Origin of the sequence: Streptomyces sp. NPDC057307, from assembly GCF_042667665.1 — a bacterium.
In the GTDB taxonomy this organism is placed as follows: Bacteria; Actinomycetota; Actinomycetes; order Streptomycetales; family Streptomycetaceae; genus Streptomyces.
This window is the reverse complement of sequence record NZ_JBHUZM010000093.1, coordinates 1-17470: the sequence shown is the minus strand read 5'-3', so window position 1 is coordinate 17470 and position 17470 is coordinate 1. Positions and strand designations below refer to the sequence as shown.

The following is a 17470-nucleotide window of genomic DNA, read 5'->3' as shown; positions in this document are numbered from 1 at the left end:
GCCGCCACGCCCCCGGGAGCAGTCGGGCGGCCCCCGTCAGACCAGGTCCGCCCTCGGCCGGTACGCCACGCCCAGCACACACGGCGAGGTCGGCATCCACGGCCCGGGATCCGGCACCCGCAGCGAGCGGTACGCGCCGAACTCGAAGCCCGCCTCGCGGATCGCGGCCAGGGTGTCCCGCGCCGTGTGGCAGCCGCCCGCCAGCTTCGGCCACACCGTCCGGTCCAGCACCCGCTGCACCCGTGCCCGGCCGCGCTCCGCCGCCCGCCCGTGCTCGAAGAAGCGCAACTCGCCGCCGGGGCGCAGGACACGGCGGATCTCGGCGAGCGCCTTCGGTACGTCACGTACGGTGCACAGCACCAGGGAGGCGACGGCCGCGTCGAAACCCTCGTCCTCGACGGGCAGCGCCTCCGCCGTGCCGGGCAGTACGTCCACCGAGACCTTCGCGCGCATCGCCGCCTCCACCCCCAGCTGCCGCAGGCTCCGTTCCGGCTCCACGGCCACGACCTCGGAGACCGCCGCCGGGTAGTGCCTGAAGTTCAGCCCGTTGCCCGCGCCGACCTCCACGACCCGGCCCGACAGACCGGTCAGCAGCTCCGCGCGGAGGGCACCGATGCCACCGCGGGCATCGGCGGCGACACTCGCCCGCGCGTAGTAGCGCGCGAAGACAGGGTGGTGGACGGAGTCCTTGGGGGCCTTGCGGTTGCGTAGGTGCATCGGGCGGATCTCCTCCGGCTTACAGGGTGTCACCATGATTCTTCCCTGTACGGCCGCGCCGAGCGGCCCACGGAACGGAACTCGTTACCGTTCGGCCGACGCCCGGCAGACAGGTAGGCCGACATGTCAGGTGACGTGCCGCGCCGTATCCGCCTCGAACCGCGCCGCGTCCCAGCCCCCGCCGAGCGCCGGAGCCAGCCAGTCGCCCGCACCCGCACGGAACCGCGCCGGGGCCAGCGCGCCCGCGCCGTCCGGTACGGCCCCGAGCAGCGGCGCGCCCGCCACACTCGGCAGATCGGCCAGATTGCAGCGCGCCGCCAGATCCGGCACGGCGGGCCAGCTGCCGATCACCACACCCAGTGCCGTGAGCCCGCGCGTACGCAGCGCCTCGGCCGTCAGCGCCGTCGCGTTGAGCGTGCCGAGCCCGGCGGGCGCCACCACCAGCACCGGGGCGTCGAGCAGCCGCGCGGCGTCCGCGAGCGTCCCGCCCTCCTGGTCGAAACGCACCAGCAGACCGCCCGCACCCTCGACCAGTACCAGGTCGTGCTCGGTCGCCAGTTTCGCGGCCGTCTCCGCGATCTCCTCGGGCCGTACGGGCGGCGCGCCGGCGCGCGCGGCGGCTGTCGCGGGCGCCAACGGCTCGGGAAAACGGGCCAGTTCGACCGTCGTGACCCCGCCCGCCAGACGGATCACCTCGTCCACGTCGCCCGACTCGCCGGGCGCGACACCGGTCTGCGCGGGCTTCAGCACCGCGACCGTACGACCCCCGGCCAGGGCCACCGCGGCGACGGCCGCCGTGACGACCGTCTTGCCGATCTCCGTCCCCGTCCCGGAGACGATCAGTATCGCCATCTCATGCCTCCCGCGCCGCGGCCGCCACCGCGCGGCAGATCCGGGCCAGGTCGTCGTCGTCCGTCACGTACGGCGGCATCGTGTAGACGAGGTCGCGGAACGGCCGCAGCCACACGCCCTCGCGCACCGCCGCCCGTGTCGCCGCCGCCATGTCGACCTCGTGGTCCAGCTGTACGACGCCGATCGCGCCGAGGACGCGCACGTCCTTCACCCCGGGCAGTGACGCCGTCTCGGCGAGGCCGTCACGCAGCCCCGCCCCGATCCGCTTGACCTCGCCCTGCCAGTCCTGGCCGAGCAGCAGGTCGATCGAGGCGCACGCCACGGCCGACGCCAGTGGATTGCCCATGAAGGTGGGGCCGTGGGCGAGGACGGGTACCTCGCCGCGCGAGATGCCCGTCGCCACCGCCGATGTGCACAGCGTCGCCGCCATGGTGAGATAACCGCCGGTCAGCGCCTTGCCCACACACATCACATCGGGGGAGACACCCGCGTGCTCCACCGCGAAGAGAGCGCCGGTGCGGCCGAAGCCCGTCGCGATCTCGTCGAGGATCAGCAGCACGCCGTACTCGTCACACGCCTCGCGCAGCACCCGCAGATACGCGGGGGAGTGGAAACGCATGCCGCCGGCCCCCTGCACGACCGGCTCCACGATCACGGCGGCCAGTTCGTCGGCGTGGCGGGCGACGAGGGCGCGCAGGTGGTCCGCGTACGTCTCGTCGTACGTGTCGAAGCCGGCAGGCGGCGCGTCCGCGAAGATCTGGCGCGGCAGCACTCCCGACCAGAGCCCGTGCATACCGCCCTCGGGGTCGCACACCGACATGGGCTGCCAGGTGTCCCCGTGGTAGCCGCCGCGCCAGGTCAGCAGCCGCTGCTTGGCCGGGCGGCCCAGCGAACGCCAGTACTGCAGGCACATCTTGACGGCGACCTCCACCGACACCGAACCCGAGTCGGCGAGGAAGACGTGCCGGAGCGGTTCGGGGGTGATCTCCACGAGCCGGGCCGCCAGCCGGACGGCCGGCTCATGGGTGAGCCCGCCGAACATCACATGGCTCATCCGCGACAACTGGTCGTGCGCCGCCTCGTTGAGGACCGGGTGGTTGTAGCCGTGGATCGCCGACCACCAGGACGACATGCCGTCGATCAACTCGCGCTGCCCGTGGGCGGGTTCGGCGAGCCGGAGCCGTACACCCGACGCGGACTCCACGACCAGCGGATCCGTGCGGCCGGGCATCGGGCCGTACGGATGCCAGACATGCGCCCGGTCCAGTGCCAGCAGTTCGCCCGGACCGAACGCGTCAGGCATTGGGCGCCAGGTCCGTACCGGCACCACGCCGCCGTACGGTCACCAGGTCCGTACGCGCGGACGCCGCCTCCGCCTCGGCGGGTGCGGCACTGTCCGTCGGACCGCACGCACTCGCGCACCCGCCGCCGGCCCGGTGTCCGGGCAGCGTCGTCGTGTCCGTGCCCTCCACCTCGAACCCGGCGTCCGCGATCATGTCCAGGTCCGCCTTCCCCTCCTGGCCCTCACTGGTGAGGTAGTCGCCGAGGAAGATCGAGTTGACCAGGTGCAGCGCGAGCGGCTGCATCGTCCGCAGATGCACCTCACGCCCGCCCGCGAGCCGTACCTCCACGTCGGGGCAGACGAACCGCACCATCGCCAGGATGCGCAGCGCCCGCTGCGGGGTCAGATTCCACTCCTCTGCCAGCGGCGTGCCCTCGAAGGGGATGAGGAAGTTGACCGGCACCGAGTCCGGATCCAGCTCGCGCAGCGCGAACACCACGTCCACCAGGTCGGCGTCGCTCTCGCCCATGCCCGCGATCAGCCCGGAACAGGCCGACAGGCCCGCGCCCTGCGCGTGCCGCACCGTCTCCACGCGGTCCGCGTAGGTGTGGGTGGTGGTGATGTCGCCGTACGTGGCCTCGGACGTGTTGAGGTTGTGGTTGTACGCGTCGGCGCCCGCCGCCTTCAGCCGCTCCGCCTGCCCGTCCGAGAGCAGCCCGAGACAGGCGCACACCTCGACGTCGGCGTTCTGTTCCTTGATCGCGCCGATGGTCTGCGAGACACGGTCGACGTCCCGGTCCGTCGGCCCCCGGCCGCTCGCGACCAGACAGACCCGCTTCGCCCCGCCGGCCACCCCGGCCGCGGCGGCCTTGGACGCCTCGTCGGGCTTCAGCCAGGTGTACTTGAGGATCTCCGCCTTGGACCCGAGCCGCTGCGAGCAGTACGAGCAGTCCTCGGGGCAGAGCCCTGACTTCAGATTGACCAGATAGTTGAGCTTGACCCGCCGCCCGAACCACTGGCGGCGCACCTTCCCGGCCGCGGCCACCACTTCGAGCAGATCGTCGTCGGAGGTCGTCAGCACGGCGAGCGCTTCTTCGCGCGACGGCAGCTCGCGCCGAAGGCCCTTCTCCACCAGTGTGTTCAGCAGGTCCATGGCGCCGATCCTGGCCTACGGCGGGCCTCCGGGCCAAGGATGAATCCCACAAGACAGGTGCATTCAGGTGTGTGTATGACCACACCCGGAGCGCGGCCGTCGGCAGTTAGGGTCTGTGGGCTGCCTACAAAAGGACCCGAGCCGTGCCAACCGAGCCGCCCGTGCCGAGCACGCCGTCACCGTCGACGCCGCCGGACCCGTTCGGCTGGATCGACGACGAGGCGCGCCACCGCGTACGGACCGGTCTCGTCCGCACGCTACGGCCCCGCCCCGCCGACTCCGCGCTGCTGGATCTCGCCGGCAACGACTACCTGGGACTCACGCACCACCCGGTGACGACGGGCGCGGCGGCGGACGCCGCACGCCGCTGGGGCGCGGGCGCCACCGGCTCGCGGCTGGTCACCGGAAGCACCGCCCTGCACGCCGAACTGGAACGTGAACTGGCCGACTTCTGCGGTTTCGAGGCCGCGCTCGTCCTGTCGTCCGGGTACGCCGCGAATCTCGCCGCCCTCACCGCGCTCACCGCGCGCGGCTCACTCCTCGTGTCGGACGCCGCCAACCACGCCTCCATCGTGGACGGTTGCCGGCTCTCGCGCGCCGAGACCGTGGTCGTACCGCACGCGGACCCGGAGGCCGTGGACAAGACGCTCGAAGCGCACACGGGTGTACGGGCCCTGGCCGTCAGCGACTCGGTCTTCTCGGTGGACGGCGACGCGGCTCCGCTCGCGCGGCTGGGCGAGGTGTGCCGTACACGGGGCGCCGCCCTGCTCGTGGACGACGCGCACGGTCTCGGTGTGCTCGGCGACGGCGGCCGAGGCGCCGTACACGCGGCGGGACTGGCCGGTGACCCGGGTACGGTCGCCACCGTCACGCTCTCCAAGTCGCTGGGCAGCCAGGGCGGCGCGGTGCTCGGTCCGGCCCGGGTCGTCGACCAACTCGTCAACACGGCAAGGTCGTTCATCTTCGACACCGGCCTCGCCCCGGCCGCCGTCGGCGCCGCGCTCGCGAGCCTGCGGCTGCTGCGCGCGGACCCGTCACTGGCGGTCCGGGCGCGCGCGGTGGCGCACGCGCTGCACCTGGGGCTGACCGGGGCGGGGCTGACCGCCGTACGCCCGGCCGCGGCCGTCGTCTCCGTCCGGGCGCCGTCCCCGGGCGCGGCCGTGCGGTGGGCGGCCGACTGCCGGGCGGCGGGGCTGGTGGTGGGCTGCTTCCGGCCGCCGTCGGTGCCGGACGGGATCTCCCGGATCAGGCTCACGGCCCGCGCCGATCTGACGGACGTTCAGGTCGAGGCGGCGCTGGCGACGATCGTCGCGACCGCGCCCGCCGGGGCCGTGACACCGGCCGCCTGAGCACCCCGCGCACCCCCTGCGCACATTCCCGCGCGCGTTCCCGAGCGTGGCGTCGCCTGTCGGTCGCCGGGGCCGGAAACTTGAGCCCGCTCAAATACGGTCTCGCGTAGCAGGGTTCACCGCTTAGAGCGACAGAGGGGGCCATATCCCGGCGGATCGCCCATGCGCCGGGGGTCGTTGGTGGCAGTGTGGCGCGAAGCGCAATCCGGGGACGTACTCGCGGGCATCAGCCATAGGTCGGTCTGCGTCCCGGTGGGAAAGGGACAGCGTCGCCATGGCAGACCATCAGGAAGCATCCGTCACCCTGCCGAGCGATCCGGCCTCGGTACCGGAGGCACGCAGATACGTCGCACGTGTTCTCGCCGAATGGGGCCTGCCGGGTGACGAGGACACCGCCGAAACGGTTCGCCTGATCATCTCGGAGCTCGCGACCAACGCCGTACAGCACACTTTCGGCAGGTCACCGACCTTCACGGTCGATCTCACCCTCGAACGCGACGAAGAGCTGCGTGTCGGAGTCACCGACAGCCACCCGCGGTGGCCGCAGCGGCTCCCGGCAGCGGTCCAGCAGGACAACGGCCGCGGCATGGTCATCATCCGGGCGCTGACCGCCGAGTACGGCGGCCGACTGTCCGTCACACCCACCGCGGACGGCGGCAAGACGGTCTGGATCAGCCTGCCCTGGACGGCCCGGACCCGGATCGAGTAGGGCCGGGGCCGACGGGCCAGGTGCCGCCGGGCGTCAGCCGACCCGGCCGTACCAGACGCTCTTGGACCAGATGCGCTGGAGCCGTACCACCTGGCCGCTCTTCGGCGAGTGCCACATCTTGCCGCCGCCGGCGTAGATCCCGACGTGGTAGACGCTGCTGCCGGAGTGGAAGAACACCAGATCGCCCTGCTTGCGGCTGGAGGCCGCGATGTGGCGCGTCCGGTTGTACTGCTGCTGAGCGGTACGTGGAAGCTTCTTGCCGGCCTTCTTGTACGAGAACAGCGTCAGGCCCGAACAGTCGAACCGGTGTGGACCCGACGCCCCGTACTTGTACGGCGCGCCCTTCTTGGAAGCGGCCACATCGAGCGCCTTGGCGGCGACGGGCAGGGCCTGGGCCTCCGACACGGCGCCTGGCGCCAGCATCGTGCCGCCCACGGCGGCGAGGAGGGCCGAAGTGGTACCGGCCCGGGAGAGCAGCGACGGGACATGCGTCTGCGCGGACATGCGCAACCCTTCGTCAGCCGCCTGTGAAGGATGACCTGTCGGGTTCGGACTGGCGAAGACGCCCGGCCGCGTGTGCGGCTTCACCCCGAGGAGCGGTCCATGGTCGGACCGCCCCGAACTGCTCGGGTCCTCCACTCCTGCCGATCCACTCGTGTCGACCAGGCATCCGGAGCGGCGGCAGGACTCGGCGTCCACCCGGACCGCCCCGCCGAGGTGGCGGGGGCTTGTCGTCACACGGATCTTGACGCGGCCTCAGCGCGATTCCGAGTTGAAACGGCCTTATGTGACTCTCATCACGTATGACCCATTTGGGTTGGTGCGGCCGATTCGGTGAACGGCTCATACGACTGCTCACGCGCTGTACCTGCGACGCAGCGATGCGTTACGGCCGGACGGCCGATCGCCCGTCGCAAGTTGCCGGCCCGCGCGCGACGGGCGGGTCGATACGCCGAACGGGCAGCCAAATGCCTTACGGGCGCGTCGGAACAGGCGTGTCCGCGCGGGCGGTGAGCCACAGGGCCGTATCGCGCCCCGGCGACCCGGCAGGACGCCTCGGGTCGCCTCGGGTCTCCTCGCGTCGCTTCAAGTCGGCGGTTCGGGAGGCATGGTGACACGCCCGGCCCTGCGCTCCCCGTCGAGGACTCGGAGCGTACGGTCCAGGGTCGGTGTGTGCAGCTCCGTCTCGCCCCGCGCGTGCATCAGCGTCAGCGCGTCGCGCAGTTCGGCCGCCGCGGCCACCAGCGCCTGCGCGGCCCGCAGCGCGCTGTAGGTGTCGTCGGCGCGCGACGGGTTGATCCGGCCCACCAGGTCGACGACCCGGAGGTAGCTGTCCACGAAGTCGCCCTCGGCGCGGGTCAGCGCGGGCAGCGGCGGCAGTTCCGGCGGCGGCATCGGCCGTTCACCGGGGGGAGTTGAAGCCGAGGGACGCCCTGCGGTCCTGCGCGACCTGGTCCACCAGGCCGTACTCCAGGGCGCCCGTCGCGTCGAAGATCGTGTCCCGGTCGATGTCGGCGTCGATCCGCTCGACGCTCTGCCCGGTGTGCCGCACCAGCGTCCGGGCCATCAGGGCGCGCAGCCGCAGCAACTCCTCGGCGTGGATGGCGAGATCGGACGGCTGGCCGCGCAGGGGCTCCTCGATGCCCGGCTGCTGGAGGACGACGCGCGCGCCCGGCAGTGCCATGCGCTTGCCCGGCGCCCCCGAGGCGAGCAGAACGGCGGCGGTCGACACCGCCTGCCCGAGACAGGTGGTCGCCACGTCGCAGCCGATCACCTGCATCGTGTCGTAGATGGCGGACATGGCGCTCAGCGAGCCGCCGGGGGAGTTGATGTAGAGCGCGATGTCCTGGTCGGGCGCCGCGTATTCGAGATGCAGCAGTTGCGCGATCACATCGTTCGCCGAGGTGTTGTCCAGGGCGGTGCCGAGGAAGACGATCCGGCCCTCGAAGAGCTTGGAGTACGGGTCGAGGGAGCGGGTCCCGGTGGAGGTCCGCTCGGTGAACTCCGGCAGGACGTGGCGGGCGGTGGGACGGTTCATGGTGTGCCTCTCCTCGCAGACCGGACACGGCTCTGGTCCGTCGGTAAAAAATGTACAGGACGTACAGGTCGTAAGATGGCAACCATGGCTTACGAAATTCCGGTGACGCAAGCGCGGGCGGAACTCGCCGACCTGATCAACCGGGTCGTCTACGGCGAGGAACGCGTGGTCGTGACGCGGCACGGCAAGCCGCTCGTCGCCCTGGTGTCGGCCGCTGACCTGGAACGACTGGAGAACCTCAAGATCGAGGAGGCCGCCGCGGCCGAGGAGCGGGTGATCGCCTCGGTGAGCGCGATCAGGTCGGTGACATCCGCTCCGGGTGAACGCGCGGACTTCGGCATCGTCGCGAAGCACGAGCCGCCCGAGAGGCGCTGAGGCTCCTTCGTCGGGCGGCGGAACGGGCGCCGTGCGCGTGGGCGTCGGGGCGGTGCCGGCGCGCGGGCCGGACGTCGGTCCGGCGTGGGCGGCCTGTCCTTGGCCGACGCGGTCGGTGAGCGCATGCCGCTGGACGTGGCGGCTGGGGACGGTCCTCGCGGCGGCGCCGCGCCGATCCACGACAAGCCGGTGGTGCGCCGTGACCCCAAGCCCTCAAGCCCTCAACGTGATGCTGGGCGCGGCCGGACCGGTGATCATCGGCTTCGGGATCGCGCGGGCATACGAGGACACCCGGCTGACCGGGACGGCCACCAGCGGCACGCGGTCGGACGTCTTCGCGCTCGGCGCCGTGCCGGCCTTCGTGGCGCTGGGGCACTCCCCGTACGGAAACGGGCACCCGGCGGCCGTCGGCGTACGCGTGCTGTCGCGGGAGCCCGACCTGGCGGGGGCTCGGGCCGGCGCTGGGTGATCTGCTGCGTGCCTGTCTGACGCGGGCGTCGGCCGACCCTGGCGCGGCTGGAGGGCGCTCTGTCCGGCCTCCCGGCGCCGATCGCCGCCGGGAGGCCGGCACGGGGACTCGGCGGAGAGCGTCCGCGTGTCCGGGAGGTCGACGATCTCGTCGCCCGCTACGAGCCGACAGCGGCGGACCCCGACCTCCCCACGTTCGAACCCCCTGGTCAGGCGGCCGGGGCCGCTTCCCTCGTGCGGGCCGGGGTCTCGGGGGACGGGGGCGTCTGCGGTGGCGTAGTCGTGTGGCGCGTTCCCACCAGTACCGCGGCCAGTCCCAGGACGGCCCAGATCGCGAGCGTCAATACGGGCGTGCCCGCCGCGTTGCCGTCGAAGAAGGCGACCGAGCGGAGCATCGAACCGCTGGCGCCCGGCGGCAGCAACTGGCCGATCACACCGAACGGCTCCGGCAGGAGTTCGGGCGCGCCCGACACCCCGGCGAAGGGGTTGCCGATCAGCACCATCAGGAACGCGCCGAGGCCGATCCCGGCCTGGCCGATCAGCGAGGCGAGCCCCGCCACGGTCGCGCCGATGGCCAGTACGGCGAGTCCGAACGCCCCGGCCTCCAACCACCAGTCGCCGGCGAGCACGTCCAGCCAGCTGTGGGCGAGGGCGGTGGCGGTGAGGCCCGCCAGTGCCGCCGCCCCGAACACCGCGCCCAGCGCGCGGACCCCACGCAGCGCCAGCAGGCTCACCAGCGCACCGGTGGCGACGCCCCCCAGGGTCAGCGGGAGCATGCTCGCGCCGAACGCGGTGCCGCGCGGGTCCCCCGCGGGCGTGGCGACCACGTCGGTCACGGGCACCTGGGCGCCGGCCGGCGCCTGCGCGGTCACGGCTTCCCTGAGCAGTTGCGCGACGACGGGACCGGCCGCCGACGCCGTCAGCAGGTGCGGTCCCTCCGGGGTGGCGACCACGGCGCCGTAGACGTCCCGTTCCTGGATCGCCGCGCGGGCGGCGGCCTCGTCGTCGTACCGGTGCACCTCGAAGACGTCCGGCTGCCGCTCCAGTCCTTGCTGGAGCGGTGCGGTCGCCGAGGCGGGCCCGGCGACGCCGACCGGCAGGTCGTGCGGGGCCGAGCGGGCGGCGGGCCAGGCGAAGGCCGACAGCGCCAGAGCGGCTATCAGGGGGACCAGAAGCATGACGCCGATCATGCGACGGGTGGGAGTGGCGGACATCGTGTCCTCGTTTCGGTCCACGCTCGGTGGAGGCGGAGCTGATCGGTGGAGGGGGGGCAGGGGATTTAAAGAGAAGGATCGTTCGTTCTGCGGTTGCGGCCACTGTCGCCGGGGGCCGGGAAGTTGTCAAGAAGGAATGTTCGTTTTAGGTTGGGCGCATGGCCCGTGTATCGCAGCAGCACCTTGACGCCCGCAGGCGCCAGATCCTCGACGGCGCCACGCGCTGTTTCGTACGCAACGGCTTCCAGGCCACCTCGATGCACGACGTGCTGCGGGAGGTCGATCTCTCGGCCGGCGCCGTGTACCGCTACTTCAGCGGCAAGGAGGAGCTGATCGGGGCCATCGTCACCGAGGTCCTCGACGCCATCAGGGACGCGTTCGAGGAGGCGGCCCGCCAGGGTCCTCCCGAGCCGCCCGACGTGCTGATCGGCCAGGTGATGGGGCGGGTGCTGGCGGGGGAGTTCATCCCGGGCGCCGTGGGCCCCGGCGAGATGGGCCGGCTGCTCGTCCAGGTGTGGGCGGAGACCCTGCGCAACGAGTCGCTCGCGACGGTGCTGCGGACCGGGTACGACAAGGTGCACGGCTCCTGGGTCAAGGTCGTCGAGGCGTACCAGGTGGCGGGGCTGATGCGCGCCGACATCCCGGCGGAGCATGTCGCCCGCACGATGATCGCCGTCGCCCAGGGCTTCGCCGCCCAGCAGGCGTTGTTCGGCGAGGTCCCGATCGGGGTCGTGCAGAACGGCCTGCGCGGGTTGATGTCCATGGGTGAGCAAAAGGCCGGTTAACCTGCCGGAAAAACTTCCGCCGTAACGTGCAATGCCTGGCTGTGAGGCCCCTGCCCGCATTCAACAGAGTGTTGAATTCGATGCGGCGTCGAGGGGACCCCAGGCCGGACCGGGCCGCAACAGTGAGGTGGAAACGTGCAGTTGACCCCGCACGAGCAGGAACGCCTGCTCATCCATGTGGCCGCCGACGTGGCGACCAGACGGCTGGCGCGCGGGCTGCGTCTCAACCACCCCGAGGCGGTCGCCCTGATCACCTCGCACCTTCTCGAAGGCGCCAGGGACGGCCGTACCGTCGCCGAACTCATGGCCTCCGGACGCAAGGTGCTCACCCGCGACGACGTCATGGAGGGCATCCCCGAGATGATCCACGACGTCCAGGTGGAGGCCACCTTCCCGGACGGCACCAAGCTCGTCACCGTCCACGACCCGATCGTCTGACGGGGGAGCGCGCCGATGATTCCCGGAGAGATCCTGTACGCCGACGACGCCGTGCCCCTCAACGAGGGCCGCCCCGTCACCCGCCTCACCGTGCTCAACGCCGCCGACCGGCCCGTCCAGATCGGCTCCCACTACCACTTCGCCGAGACCAACCCCGGTCTGCGGTTCGACCGCACGGCGGCGCGCGGTCTGCGGCTGAACGTGGCCGCCGGCACGTCCGTACGGTTCGAACCCGGCATCCCCGTCGACGTCGAACTCGTCCCGCTCGCCGGACGCCGCGTCGTGCCGGGCCTGCGCGGCGAGGTCGGAGGTCCCCTCGATGCCTGAGCTGAACAGAGCCGTCTACGCCGACCTCTTCGGCCCCACCACCGGCGACCGCATCCGGCTCGCCGACACCGACCTCCTGGTCGAGATCGAGGAGGACCGCTCCGGCGGCCCCGGACTCGCCGGTGACGAGGCGGTGTTCGGCGGCGGCAAGGTGATCCGCGAGTCGATGGGCCAGTCGCGTACGACCCGGGCCGAGGGCGCCCCGGACACCGTGATCACCGGCGCCGTGATCATCGACCACTGGGGCATCGTCAAGGCCGACATCGGCATCCGGGACGGCAGGATCACCGGCATCGGCAAGGCCGGCAACCCGGACACCATGGACGGGGTCCACCCCGACCTCGTCATCGGACCCGAGACCGAGATCATCGCGGGCAACGGCAAGATCCTCACCGCCGGAGCGGTCGACGCCCATGTCCACTTCATCTCGCCGACCCTGATCGACCAGGCGCTCTCCTCCGGCATCACCACCCTCGTCGGCGGCGGCACGGGACCCGCCGAGGGCACCAAGGCCACCACCGCCACCCCCGGCCCCTGGCACCTGGCACGGATGTTCGCGGCCCTGGAGTCTGCTCCCGTCAACATCGGACTGCTCGGCAAGGGCAACACCATGTCGCGCGAGGCCATGTACTCCCAACTGCGCGGCGGCGCCGTCGGGTTCAAGATCCATGAGGACTGGGGCGCGACCCCGGCCGTCATCGACGCCTGCCTCGGTGTCTGCGAGGAGACGGGCGTCCAGCTCGCCATCCACACCGACACACTCAACGAGGCCGGATTCGTCGCCGACACGCTCGCCGCCGTCGCCGGGCGGACCCTGCACGCATACCACTCGGAGGGCGCGGGAGGCGGCCACGCGCCCGACATCATCACGGTGGTGTCCGAGCCGTACGTCCTGCCCAGCTCGACCAACCCGACCCGGCCGCACACCGTCAACACCATCGACGAACACCTCGACATGCTGATGGTCTGCCACCATCTCAACCCGGCGGTCCCCGAGGACCTGGCCTTCGCCGAGTCCCGGATCAGGCCGACCACCATCGCGGCCGAGGACATCCTGCACGACCTCGGAGCCATCTCGATCATCTCCTCCGACTCACAGGCCATGGGCCGCATCGGCGAGGTCATCCTGCGGACCTGGCAGACCGCGCACGTCATGAAGAAACGCCGGGGCGCGCTGCCCGGAGACGGCCGGGCCGACAACCACCGGGTCCGTCGCTATGTCGCCAAATACACCGTCAACCCGGCCGTCGCACAGGGACTCAGCCACGAGATCGGCTCCGTCGAGACCGGCAAGCTCGCCGATCTCGTCCTGTGGGACCCGGCGTTCTTCGGCGTGAAGCCCCAACTGGTCGTCAAGGGCGGCCAGATCGCGTACGCGCAGATGGGCGACGCCAACGCGTCCATCCCCACCCCGCAGCCCGTCATGCCCCGGCCCATGTTCGGCGCGACCGGCGCGGCCCCGGCGGGCAACTCCTTCAACTTCGTCGCGCGGACGGCGATCGAGGACGGGCTGCCCGAACGCCTCGGCCTCGGGAAACGGTTCGTGGCGATCGAGAACACCCGCTCCGTCGGCAAGGCCGACATGCGGCAGAACGACGCCCTGCCACGCGTCCAGGTCGACCCCGACACCTTCACGGTGACGATCGACGGCGATGTGGTCGAACCCGCGCCCGCCGCCGAACTGCCCCTGGCCCAGCGCTACTTCCTCTTCTGATGGGCTGCCGATGAGCCGTGCCGCGCTGCTTGTCCTCGCCGACGGACGGTTTCCGGCCGGTGGCCACGCCCACTCGGGCGGCGCCGAGCCGGCCGTCCGCGCGGGGCGGCTCACCGACGCCCGCGACCTGGCGTCCTTCTGCCGGGGCCGGCTCCACACCGCCGGCCTCACCGCCGCCGCGCTCGCCGCCGCGGCCGTACTCGGCGTCGACCCCCTCGCGCTGGACGAGGCCGCCGACGCCCGCACCCCCTCACCCGCCCTGCGCGCCACCGCGCGCAAACTCGGCCGCCAGATGATGCGCGCCGCGCGCGCCACCTGGCCGAGCCCCGAACTCGCCGCCCTGGCCGCGGCCCGCCCGCGCGGCGCCCACCAGCCCATCGTCCTCGGCCTCGCCGCACGGTCGGCCGGACTCGGACCCGAGGACGCCGCGCACTGCGTCCTGTACGAGACGGTCAGCGGCCCGGCCACCGCCGCCGTACGGCTGCTGAGCCTGGACCCCTTCGACGCGACCGGTGTGCTCGCGCGGCTGGCACCCGACATCGACGAGACCGCGCGGCACGCGGTGGCCACCGCGCACCGCGCCGTACGAAAGGGGCCCGGCGCCCTGCCCGCCGCGTCGGCGCCGCTGCTCGACATCACCGCCGAGGCCCACGCCGCCTGGGCGGTCCGCCTCTTCGCCTCGTAACCACCACCCCGGCCCCGCCGCACGACCCCGAAGGAGCCGCACCGTGCACCTCGACCACGCCGACCCGTACACCGACCCCTATCTGGACCCGCACAGCCACGGCGCCGGGGCCACCCGCCCCGACGGCTCCCGGCGCGCCCTGCGCATCGGCCTCGGCGGCCCCGTCGGCTCCGGCAAGACCGCGACCGTCGCCGCCCTCTGCCGGGCGCTGCGCGACCAGTTGTCCATCGCCGTCGTCACCAACGACATCTACACGCGCGAGGACGCCGCGTTCCTGCTGCGCAACGCCGTACTGCCCGCAGAGCGGATCCAGGCCGTGGAGACCGGCGCCTGCCCGCACACCGCGATCCGCGACGACATCTCCGCCAACCTCGAAGCCGTCGAGGACCTGGAGGACTCGGTCGGACCGCTCGACCTGATCCTCGTCGAGTCCGGTGGCGACAACCTCACCGCCACCTTCTCCAAGGGCCTCGTCGACGCGCAGATCTTCGTCATCGACGTCGCCGGCGGCGACGACATCCCCCGCAAGGGCGGCCCCGGCGTCACCACCTCCGACCTGCTGGTGATCAACAAGACGGACCTCGCGCCCTACGTCGGCTCCGACCTCGGGCGCATGGCCTCCGACGCCAAGGAGCAACGCGGCGAACTCCCCGTCCTGTTCACCTCGCTCACCGGCCCCGACGGCGTGGCCCCGGTCGCCGAGTGGGTACGCGCGCGGTTCACCGCCTGGACCGCATGAGCGTCCACGCCACCGCCCGGATCACCGCCGCGCCCGACGGACGCGGCGGCACGGCCCTGCCCGTGCTGGAGAGCGACGGCCCCCTGGCGCTGCGCCGTACGCGCGCGACCGCCGCCGCGCGGGCCGGCGCACCGGCCACCGCCACCGCCACCCACGCGCGCGTCACCGTCGTCGGCGCGATGAGCGCGCCGCTCGGCGGCGACCGGCTCGCCCTCGAGGCGGAGGTACGGGACGGGGCCGCCCTCACCGTGGACGCGGCGGCCGCCATGATCGCGCTCCCCGGCCGCCGCACCGGCGACCGGCCCGCCGACCACGCCGGCTACGACCTGCGCCTGACCGTCGGCGAGAGCGCCGTACTGCACTGGCTGCCCGAGCAGCTCATCTCCGTCACCGGCAGCGACCTGCGGGCCCACACCCGCGTCGACCTCGCCCCCACCGCCCGGCTGGTACTGCGCGAGGAACAGATCCTCGGCCGCCACGGCGAGCCGCCCGGCACCCTCACCACCCGGCTCACCGTGCACCGCGCCGGCCGCCCGCTGCTCGACCAGCAACTCGCCCTCGGCCCCGGCGCACCCGGCGGCTGGGACGGCGGAGCCGTCATCGGCGGACACCGGGCCGTCGGTCAACTCCTCGTGGTGGCACCGGAGTTCGACGAGAAACCGGTCGCCCCCCGGCTGCTCGGCGACACCGCCGTACTCACCCCGCTGGCCGGCCCCGGAGCGCTGGTGACCGCGCTCGCCCCGGACGCCCGAGCGCTGCGCCGGGTCCTGGACGACGCCCTGGCGGACCTGTACCGCTGAGCGGAACAGCAGTCACCGGCTATCGGTTCGGCAAAGATTCCACGGTTTGGCCTGTTCTCGGCGGGCCTTGAGACGAAATGATCCCCTCGGTAACCCTACGAACAGCGCCGCAGCGCGCGGCGCGCCATACAGGGGGAGGTACCACTTGAGACGCACAGCAGTGCTCGGCTCGGCCGGCACTCTGCTCGCGGGCACGCTCATAGCGACCACGCTCGCCGCCACGTCGGCGAGCGCCGACGGCCGCGCCGACAGTGGCTCGTCCGAGCGGAGCAAGGAACAGAGGACCCGCAACGCCCAGGCGGCCGGTGCCGAGGTCGCGGCCGAGCGGGCCGCGAAGAAGGGCATCGACTGGGCGGACTGCCCGGCCGACTGGGCCCTGGAGAAGCCGATCCAGTGCGGCTACGTGACCGTCCCGCTCGACTACGCCCGTCCGAACGGCAAGCAGATCAAGATAGCCGTCGACCGGATCGGCAACACGGGCGGTGCGAGTGAGCGTCAGGGCTCCCTCGTCTACAACCCCGGTGGCCCCGGCGGTTCCGGCATGGCGTTCCCGCGCCGCGTCGTGACCAAGAACGCCATCTGGGCGGACGCCGCGAAGGCGTACGACTTCGTCGGCTTCGACCCGCGCGGAGTCGGGCGCTCGACGCCCATCTCCTGCATCGACCCGCAGGAGTTCGTCAAGGCTCCCAAGGCCGACCCCGTCCCCGACAACGAGGCCGACAAGCGCGCCCAGCGCAAGCTCGCGGCCGAGTACGCGGACGGCTGCGAGGAGCGCAGCGGCTGGATGCTGCCGCACATGACGACGCCCAACACCGCGCGTGACCTGGACGTCCTGCGGGCCGCGCTCGGCGACAAGAAGCTCAACTACGTGGGTGTCTCCTACGGCACCTACCTGGGCGCCGTCTACGGCACGCTGTTCCCGTCCCATGTGCGACGCATGGTGCTGGACAGCGTGGTCAACCCGTCGAAGGAGAAGATCTGGTACCAGGCCAACCTGGACCAGGACGTCGCCTTCGAGAAGCGCTTCGACGACTGGAAGAAGTGGGTCGCCCAGAACGACGCGACGTTCCACATCGGCGACACCGCCGCCAAGGTCCAGCAGCAGTGGGAGAAGCTCCGCGCCACCGCCAAGAAGGACCCGATCGGCGGCGTCGTGGGACCGGCCGAACTCATCGCCCTGTTCCAGGGCGCCCCGTACTACGACTCCAGCTGGGTGCCGGTCGCCGACATCTGGAGCAAGTACCTGGCCGGAGACACCCAGGCGCTCGTCGACGCCGCCGCGCCCGACTTGTCGGACACGGTGGGCAACGCGCGCGCCGAGAACAGCAACGCGGTGTACACCGCCGTCGAGTGCGCCGACGCCAAGTGGCCCACGAGCTGGCGCACCTGGGACCGGGACAACACCCGGCTCCACCGCGACCACCCGTTCCTCACCTGGGCCAACGCCTGGATGAACCTGCCCTGCGCCACCTGGGGCGTGGAACAGCAGACACCGGTCGAGGTCGGAACGGGCCGGGGCCTGCCGCCCGTACTGATCGCGCAGTCCACGCGAGACGCCGCCACCCCGTACGAGGGCGCCGTCGAGCTGCACAAGCGCTTCAAGGGCTCACGCCTGATCACCGAGCGGGACGCCGGTTCGCACGGCATCACCAATGTCGCGAACGCGTGCATCAACGACCGGGTCGAGTCGTATCTGCTCAGCGGCGCGCTGGACAGCCGCGATGTGACGTGCGCACCGCACGCCACGCCCAAGCCGTAGGAGCCGACAGGCGCTGAGGCACGGGAAGCACCGGTGACGGGGGAGGGGGCGGCGGCCGGAGACGGC

20 protein-coding genes and 1 riboswitch are annotated in these 17470 nt (G+C 72.2%); of the genes, 12 read left to right on the top strand and 8 right to left on the bottom strand.

Translation table 11 applies throughout. From position 1 onward, the window contains the following. Nucleotides 1-36: 36 nt before the first annotated feature. The 4 genes from ACFUN8_RS26185 to bioB all read right to left on the bottom strand — a co-directional run bounded on the left by ACFUN8_RS26185 (nt 37) and on the right by bioB (nt 4004). Nucleotides 37-717 (bottom strand): class I SAM-dependent methyltransferase, encoded by a 681-nt coding sequence (locus ACFUN8_RS26185; RefSeq protein WP_383642310.1) that lies wholly within the window; start codon nt 715-717, stop codon nt 37-39. 126 nt (nt 718-843) lie between these two features. Next, nucleotides 844-1569, bottom strand: coding sequence for a dethiobiotin synthase (gene bioD, locus ACFUN8_RS26180; protein ID WP_383642267.1), 726 nt, complete (start codon nt 1567-1569; stop codon nt 844-846). Nucleotide 1570: 1 nt separating this feature from the next. After that, on the bottom strand, nt 1571-2872 hold the full coding sequence (locus ACFUN8_RS26175; protein WP_383642263.1) for an adenosylmethionine--8-amino-7-oxononanoate transaminase: 1302 nt from the start codon (nt 2870-2872) through the stop codon (nt 1571-1573). Continuing rightward, the gene (gene bioB, locus ACFUN8_RS26170) at nt 2865-4004 is read right to left on the bottom strand and encodes a biotin synthase BioB (protein WP_383642260.1); all 1140 of its coding nucleotides are present in this window, start codon (nt 4002-4004) and stop codon (nt 2865-2867) included. Before bioB ends, ACFUN8_RS26175 begins: the two co-directional genes overlap by 8 nt. Before the next feature lie 143 nt (nt 4005-4147). Between bioB and ACFUN8_RS26165 the strand changes: the two genes are divergently transcribed. Together ACFUN8_RS26165 and ACFUN8_RS26160 are read left to right on the top strand one after the other, a co-directional pair. After that, complete coding sequence (locus ACFUN8_RS26165; protein WP_383642257.1) at nt 4148-5353, top strand: 8-amino-7-oxononanoate synthase; 1206 nt, start codon at nt 4148-4150, stop codon at nt 5351-5353. A 274-nt stretch (nt 5354-5627) separates the two neighbouring features. Further along, nucleotides 5628-6062: an ATP-binding protein gene (locus ACFUN8_RS26160; protein WP_383642254.1), complete on the top strand. Its 435-nt coding sequence runs from the start codon at nt 5628-5630 to the stop codon at nt 6060-6062. Between the two features lie 33 nt (nt 6063-6095). Here ACFUN8_RS26160 and ACFUN8_RS26155 read toward each other — a convergent pair whose 3' ends face one another. From ACFUN8_RS26155 to ACFUN8_RS26145, 3 genes are all read right to left on the bottom strand, one after another. After that, nucleotides 6096-6566 (bottom strand): C40 family peptidase, encoded by a 471-nt coding sequence (locus ACFUN8_RS26155; protein WP_383642251.1) that lies wholly within the window; start codon nt 6564-6566, stop codon nt 6096-6098. A 3-nt stretch (nt 6567-6569) separates the two neighbouring features. Continuing rightward, nucleotides 6570-6741: riboswitch (cyclic di-AMP (ydaO/yuaA leader) on the bottom strand. A gap of 407 nt (nt 6742-7148) precedes the next feature. Beyond that, entirely contained in the window at nt 7149-7457 is a 309-nt protein-coding gene (locus ACFUN8_RS26150; RefSeq protein WP_383642248.1) for a hypothetical protein, read from the bottom strand. 7 nt (nt 7458-7464) lie between these two features. Continuing rightward, entirely contained in the window at nt 7465-8100 is a 636-nt protein-coding gene (locus ACFUN8_RS26145; RefSeq protein WP_383642245.1) for an ATP-dependent Clp protease proteolytic subunit, read from the bottom strand. Nucleotides 8101-8184: 84 nt separating this feature from the next. Between ACFUN8_RS26145 and ACFUN8_RS26140 the strand changes: the two genes are divergently transcribed. Further along, nucleotides 8185-8475 carry a type II toxin-antitoxin system Phd/YefM family antitoxin gene (locus tag ACFUN8_RS26140; RefSeq protein ID WP_383642242.1) on the top strand — a complete coding sequence of 97 codons (291 nt, stop codon included), beginning with the start codon at nt 8185-8187 and terminating at the stop codon, nt 8473-8475. A 199-nt stretch (nt 8476-8674) separates the two neighbouring features. Next, the gene (locus ACFUN8_RS26135) at nt 8675-8944 is read left to right on the top strand and encodes a hypothetical protein (protein WP_383642239.1); all 270 of its coding nucleotides are present in this window, start codon (nt 8675-8677) and stop codon (nt 8942-8944) included. Nucleotides 8945-9152: 208 nt separating this feature from the next. Here the strand turns inward: ACFUN8_RS26135 and ACFUN8_RS26130 are convergent, their stop codons facing one another. After that, the gene (locus tag ACFUN8_RS26130; protein WP_383642236.1) at nt 9153-10157 is read right to left on the bottom strand and encodes an ABC transporter permease; all 1005 of its coding nucleotides are present in this window, start codon (nt 10155-10157) and stop codon (nt 9153-9155) included. 158 nt (nt 10158-10315) lie between these two features. Between ACFUN8_RS26130 and ACFUN8_RS26125 the strand changes: the two genes are divergently transcribed. The 8 genes from ACFUN8_RS26125 (at nt 10316) to ACFUN8_RS26090 (ending at nt 17404) form a co-directional block, all read left to right on the top strand. After that, nucleotides 10316-10942, top strand: coding sequence for a TetR/AcrR family transcriptional regulator (locus tag ACFUN8_RS26125; RefSeq protein ID WP_383642233.1), 627 nt, complete (start codon nt 10316-10318; stop codon nt 10940-10942). A gap of 135 nt (nt 10943-11077) precedes the next feature. Further along, entirely contained in the window at nt 11078-11380 is a 303-nt protein-coding gene (locus tag ACFUN8_RS26120) for an urease subunit gamma (RefSeq protein WP_069626722.1), read from the top strand. Between the two features lie 15 nt (nt 11381-11395). Beyond that, the gene (locus tag ACFUN8_RS26115; RefSeq protein ID WP_383642230.1) at nt 11396-11707 is read left to right on the top strand and encodes an urease subunit beta; all 312 of its coding nucleotides are present in this window, start codon (nt 11396-11398) and stop codon (nt 11705-11707) included. After that, entirely contained in the window at nt 11700-13421 is a 1722-nt protein-coding gene (locus ACFUN8_RS26110; protein ID WP_383642227.1) for an urease subunit alpha, read from the top strand. The genes ACFUN8_RS26115 and ACFUN8_RS26110 overlap by 8 nt, the downstream gene beginning before the upstream one ends. Before the next feature lie 10 nt (nt 13422-13431). Next, complete coding sequence (locus tag ACFUN8_RS26105) at nt 13432-14106, top strand: urease accessory protein UreF (protein ID WP_383642224.1); 675 nt, start codon at nt 13432-13434, stop codon at nt 14104-14106. A 43-nt stretch (nt 14107-14149) separates the two neighbouring features. Then, nucleotides 14150-14845 (top strand): urease accessory protein UreG, encoded by a 696-nt coding sequence (ureG, locus tag ACFUN8_RS26100; protein WP_383642221.1) that lies wholly within the window; start codon nt 14150-14152, stop codon nt 14843-14845. Continuing rightward, nucleotides 14842-15645: an urease accessory protein UreD gene (locus tag ACFUN8_RS26095; RefSeq protein ID WP_383642218.1), complete on the top strand. Its 804-nt coding sequence runs from the start codon at nt 14842-14844 to the stop codon at nt 15643-15645. The genes ureG and ACFUN8_RS26095 overlap by 4 nt, the downstream gene beginning before the upstream one ends. A gap of 145 nt (nt 15646-15790) precedes the next feature. After that, nucleotides 15791-17404, top strand: a complete 1614-nt coding sequence (locus ACFUN8_RS26090; RefSeq protein WP_383642215.1) for an alpha/beta hydrolase — start codon at nt 15791-15793, stop codon at nt 17402-17404. Nucleotides 17405-17470 lie beyond the last annotated feature (66 nt).

What these genes read in the sequence shown, in the direction of transcription:
- ACFUN8_RS26185 (WP_383642310.1), bottom strand. Translation starts at nt 717, where the DNA reads ATGCACCTACGCAACCGCAAGGCCCCCAAGGACTCCGTCCACCACCCT.
- bioD (WP_383642267.1), bottom strand. Translation starts at nt 1,569, where the DNA reads ATGGCGATACTGATCGTCTCCGGGACGGGGACGGAGATCGGCAAGACG.
- ACFUN8_RS26175 (WP_383642263.1), bottom strand. Translation starts at nt 2,872, where the DNA reads ATGCCTGACGCGTTCGGTCCGGGCGAACTGCTGGCACTGGACCGGGCG.
- bioB (WP_383642260.1), bottom strand. Translation starts at nt 4,004, where the DNA reads ATGGACCTGCTGAACACACTGGTGGAGAAGGGCCTTCGGCGCGAGCTG.
- ACFUN8_RS26160 (WP_383642254.1), top strand. Translation starts at nt 5,628, where the DNA reads ATGGCAGACCATCAGGAAGCATCCGTCACCCTGCCGAGCGATCCGGCC.
- ACFUN8_RS26155 (WP_383642251.1), bottom strand. Translation starts at nt 6,566, where the DNA reads ATGTCCGCGCAGACGCATGTCCCGTCGCTGCTCTCCCGGGCCGGTACC.
- ACFUN8_RS26150 (WP_383642248.1), bottom strand. Translation starts at nt 7,457, where the DNA reads ATGCCGCCGCCGGAACTGCCGCCGCTGCCCGCGCTGACCCGCGCCGAG.
- ACFUN8_RS26145 (WP_383642245.1), bottom strand. Translation starts at nt 8,100, where the DNA reads ATGAACCGTCCCACCGCCCGCCACGTCCTGCCGGAGTTCACCGAGCGG.
- ACFUN8_RS26140 (WP_383642242.1), top strand. Translation starts at nt 8,185, where the DNA reads ATGGCTTACGAAATTCCGGTGACGCAAGCGCGGGCGGAACTCGCCGAC.
- ACFUN8_RS26130 (WP_383642236.1), bottom strand. Translation starts at nt 10,157, where the DNA reads ATGTCCGCCACTCCCACCCGTCGCATGATCGGCGTCATGCTTCTGGTC.
- ACFUN8_RS26125 (WP_383642233.1), top strand. Translation starts at nt 10,316, where the DNA reads ATGGCCCGTGTATCGCAGCAGCACCTTGACGCCCGCAGGCGCCAGATC.
- ACFUN8_RS26115 (WP_383642230.1), top strand. Translation starts at nt 11,396, where the DNA reads ATGATTCCCGGAGAGATCCTGTACGCCGACGACGCCGTGCCCCTCAAC.
- ACFUN8_RS26110 (WP_383642227.1), top strand. Translation starts at nt 11,700, where the DNA reads ATGCCTGAGCTGAACAGAGCCGTCTACGCCGACCTCTTCGGCCCCACC.
- ACFUN8_RS26105 (WP_383642224.1), top strand. Translation starts at nt 13,432, where the DNA reads ATGAGCCGTGCCGCGCTGCTTGTCCTCGCCGACGGACGGTTTCCGGCC.
- ACFUN8_RS26095 (WP_383642218.1), top strand. Translation starts at nt 14,842, where the DNA reads ATGAGCGTCCACGCCACCGCCCGGATCACCGCCGCGCCCGACGGACGC.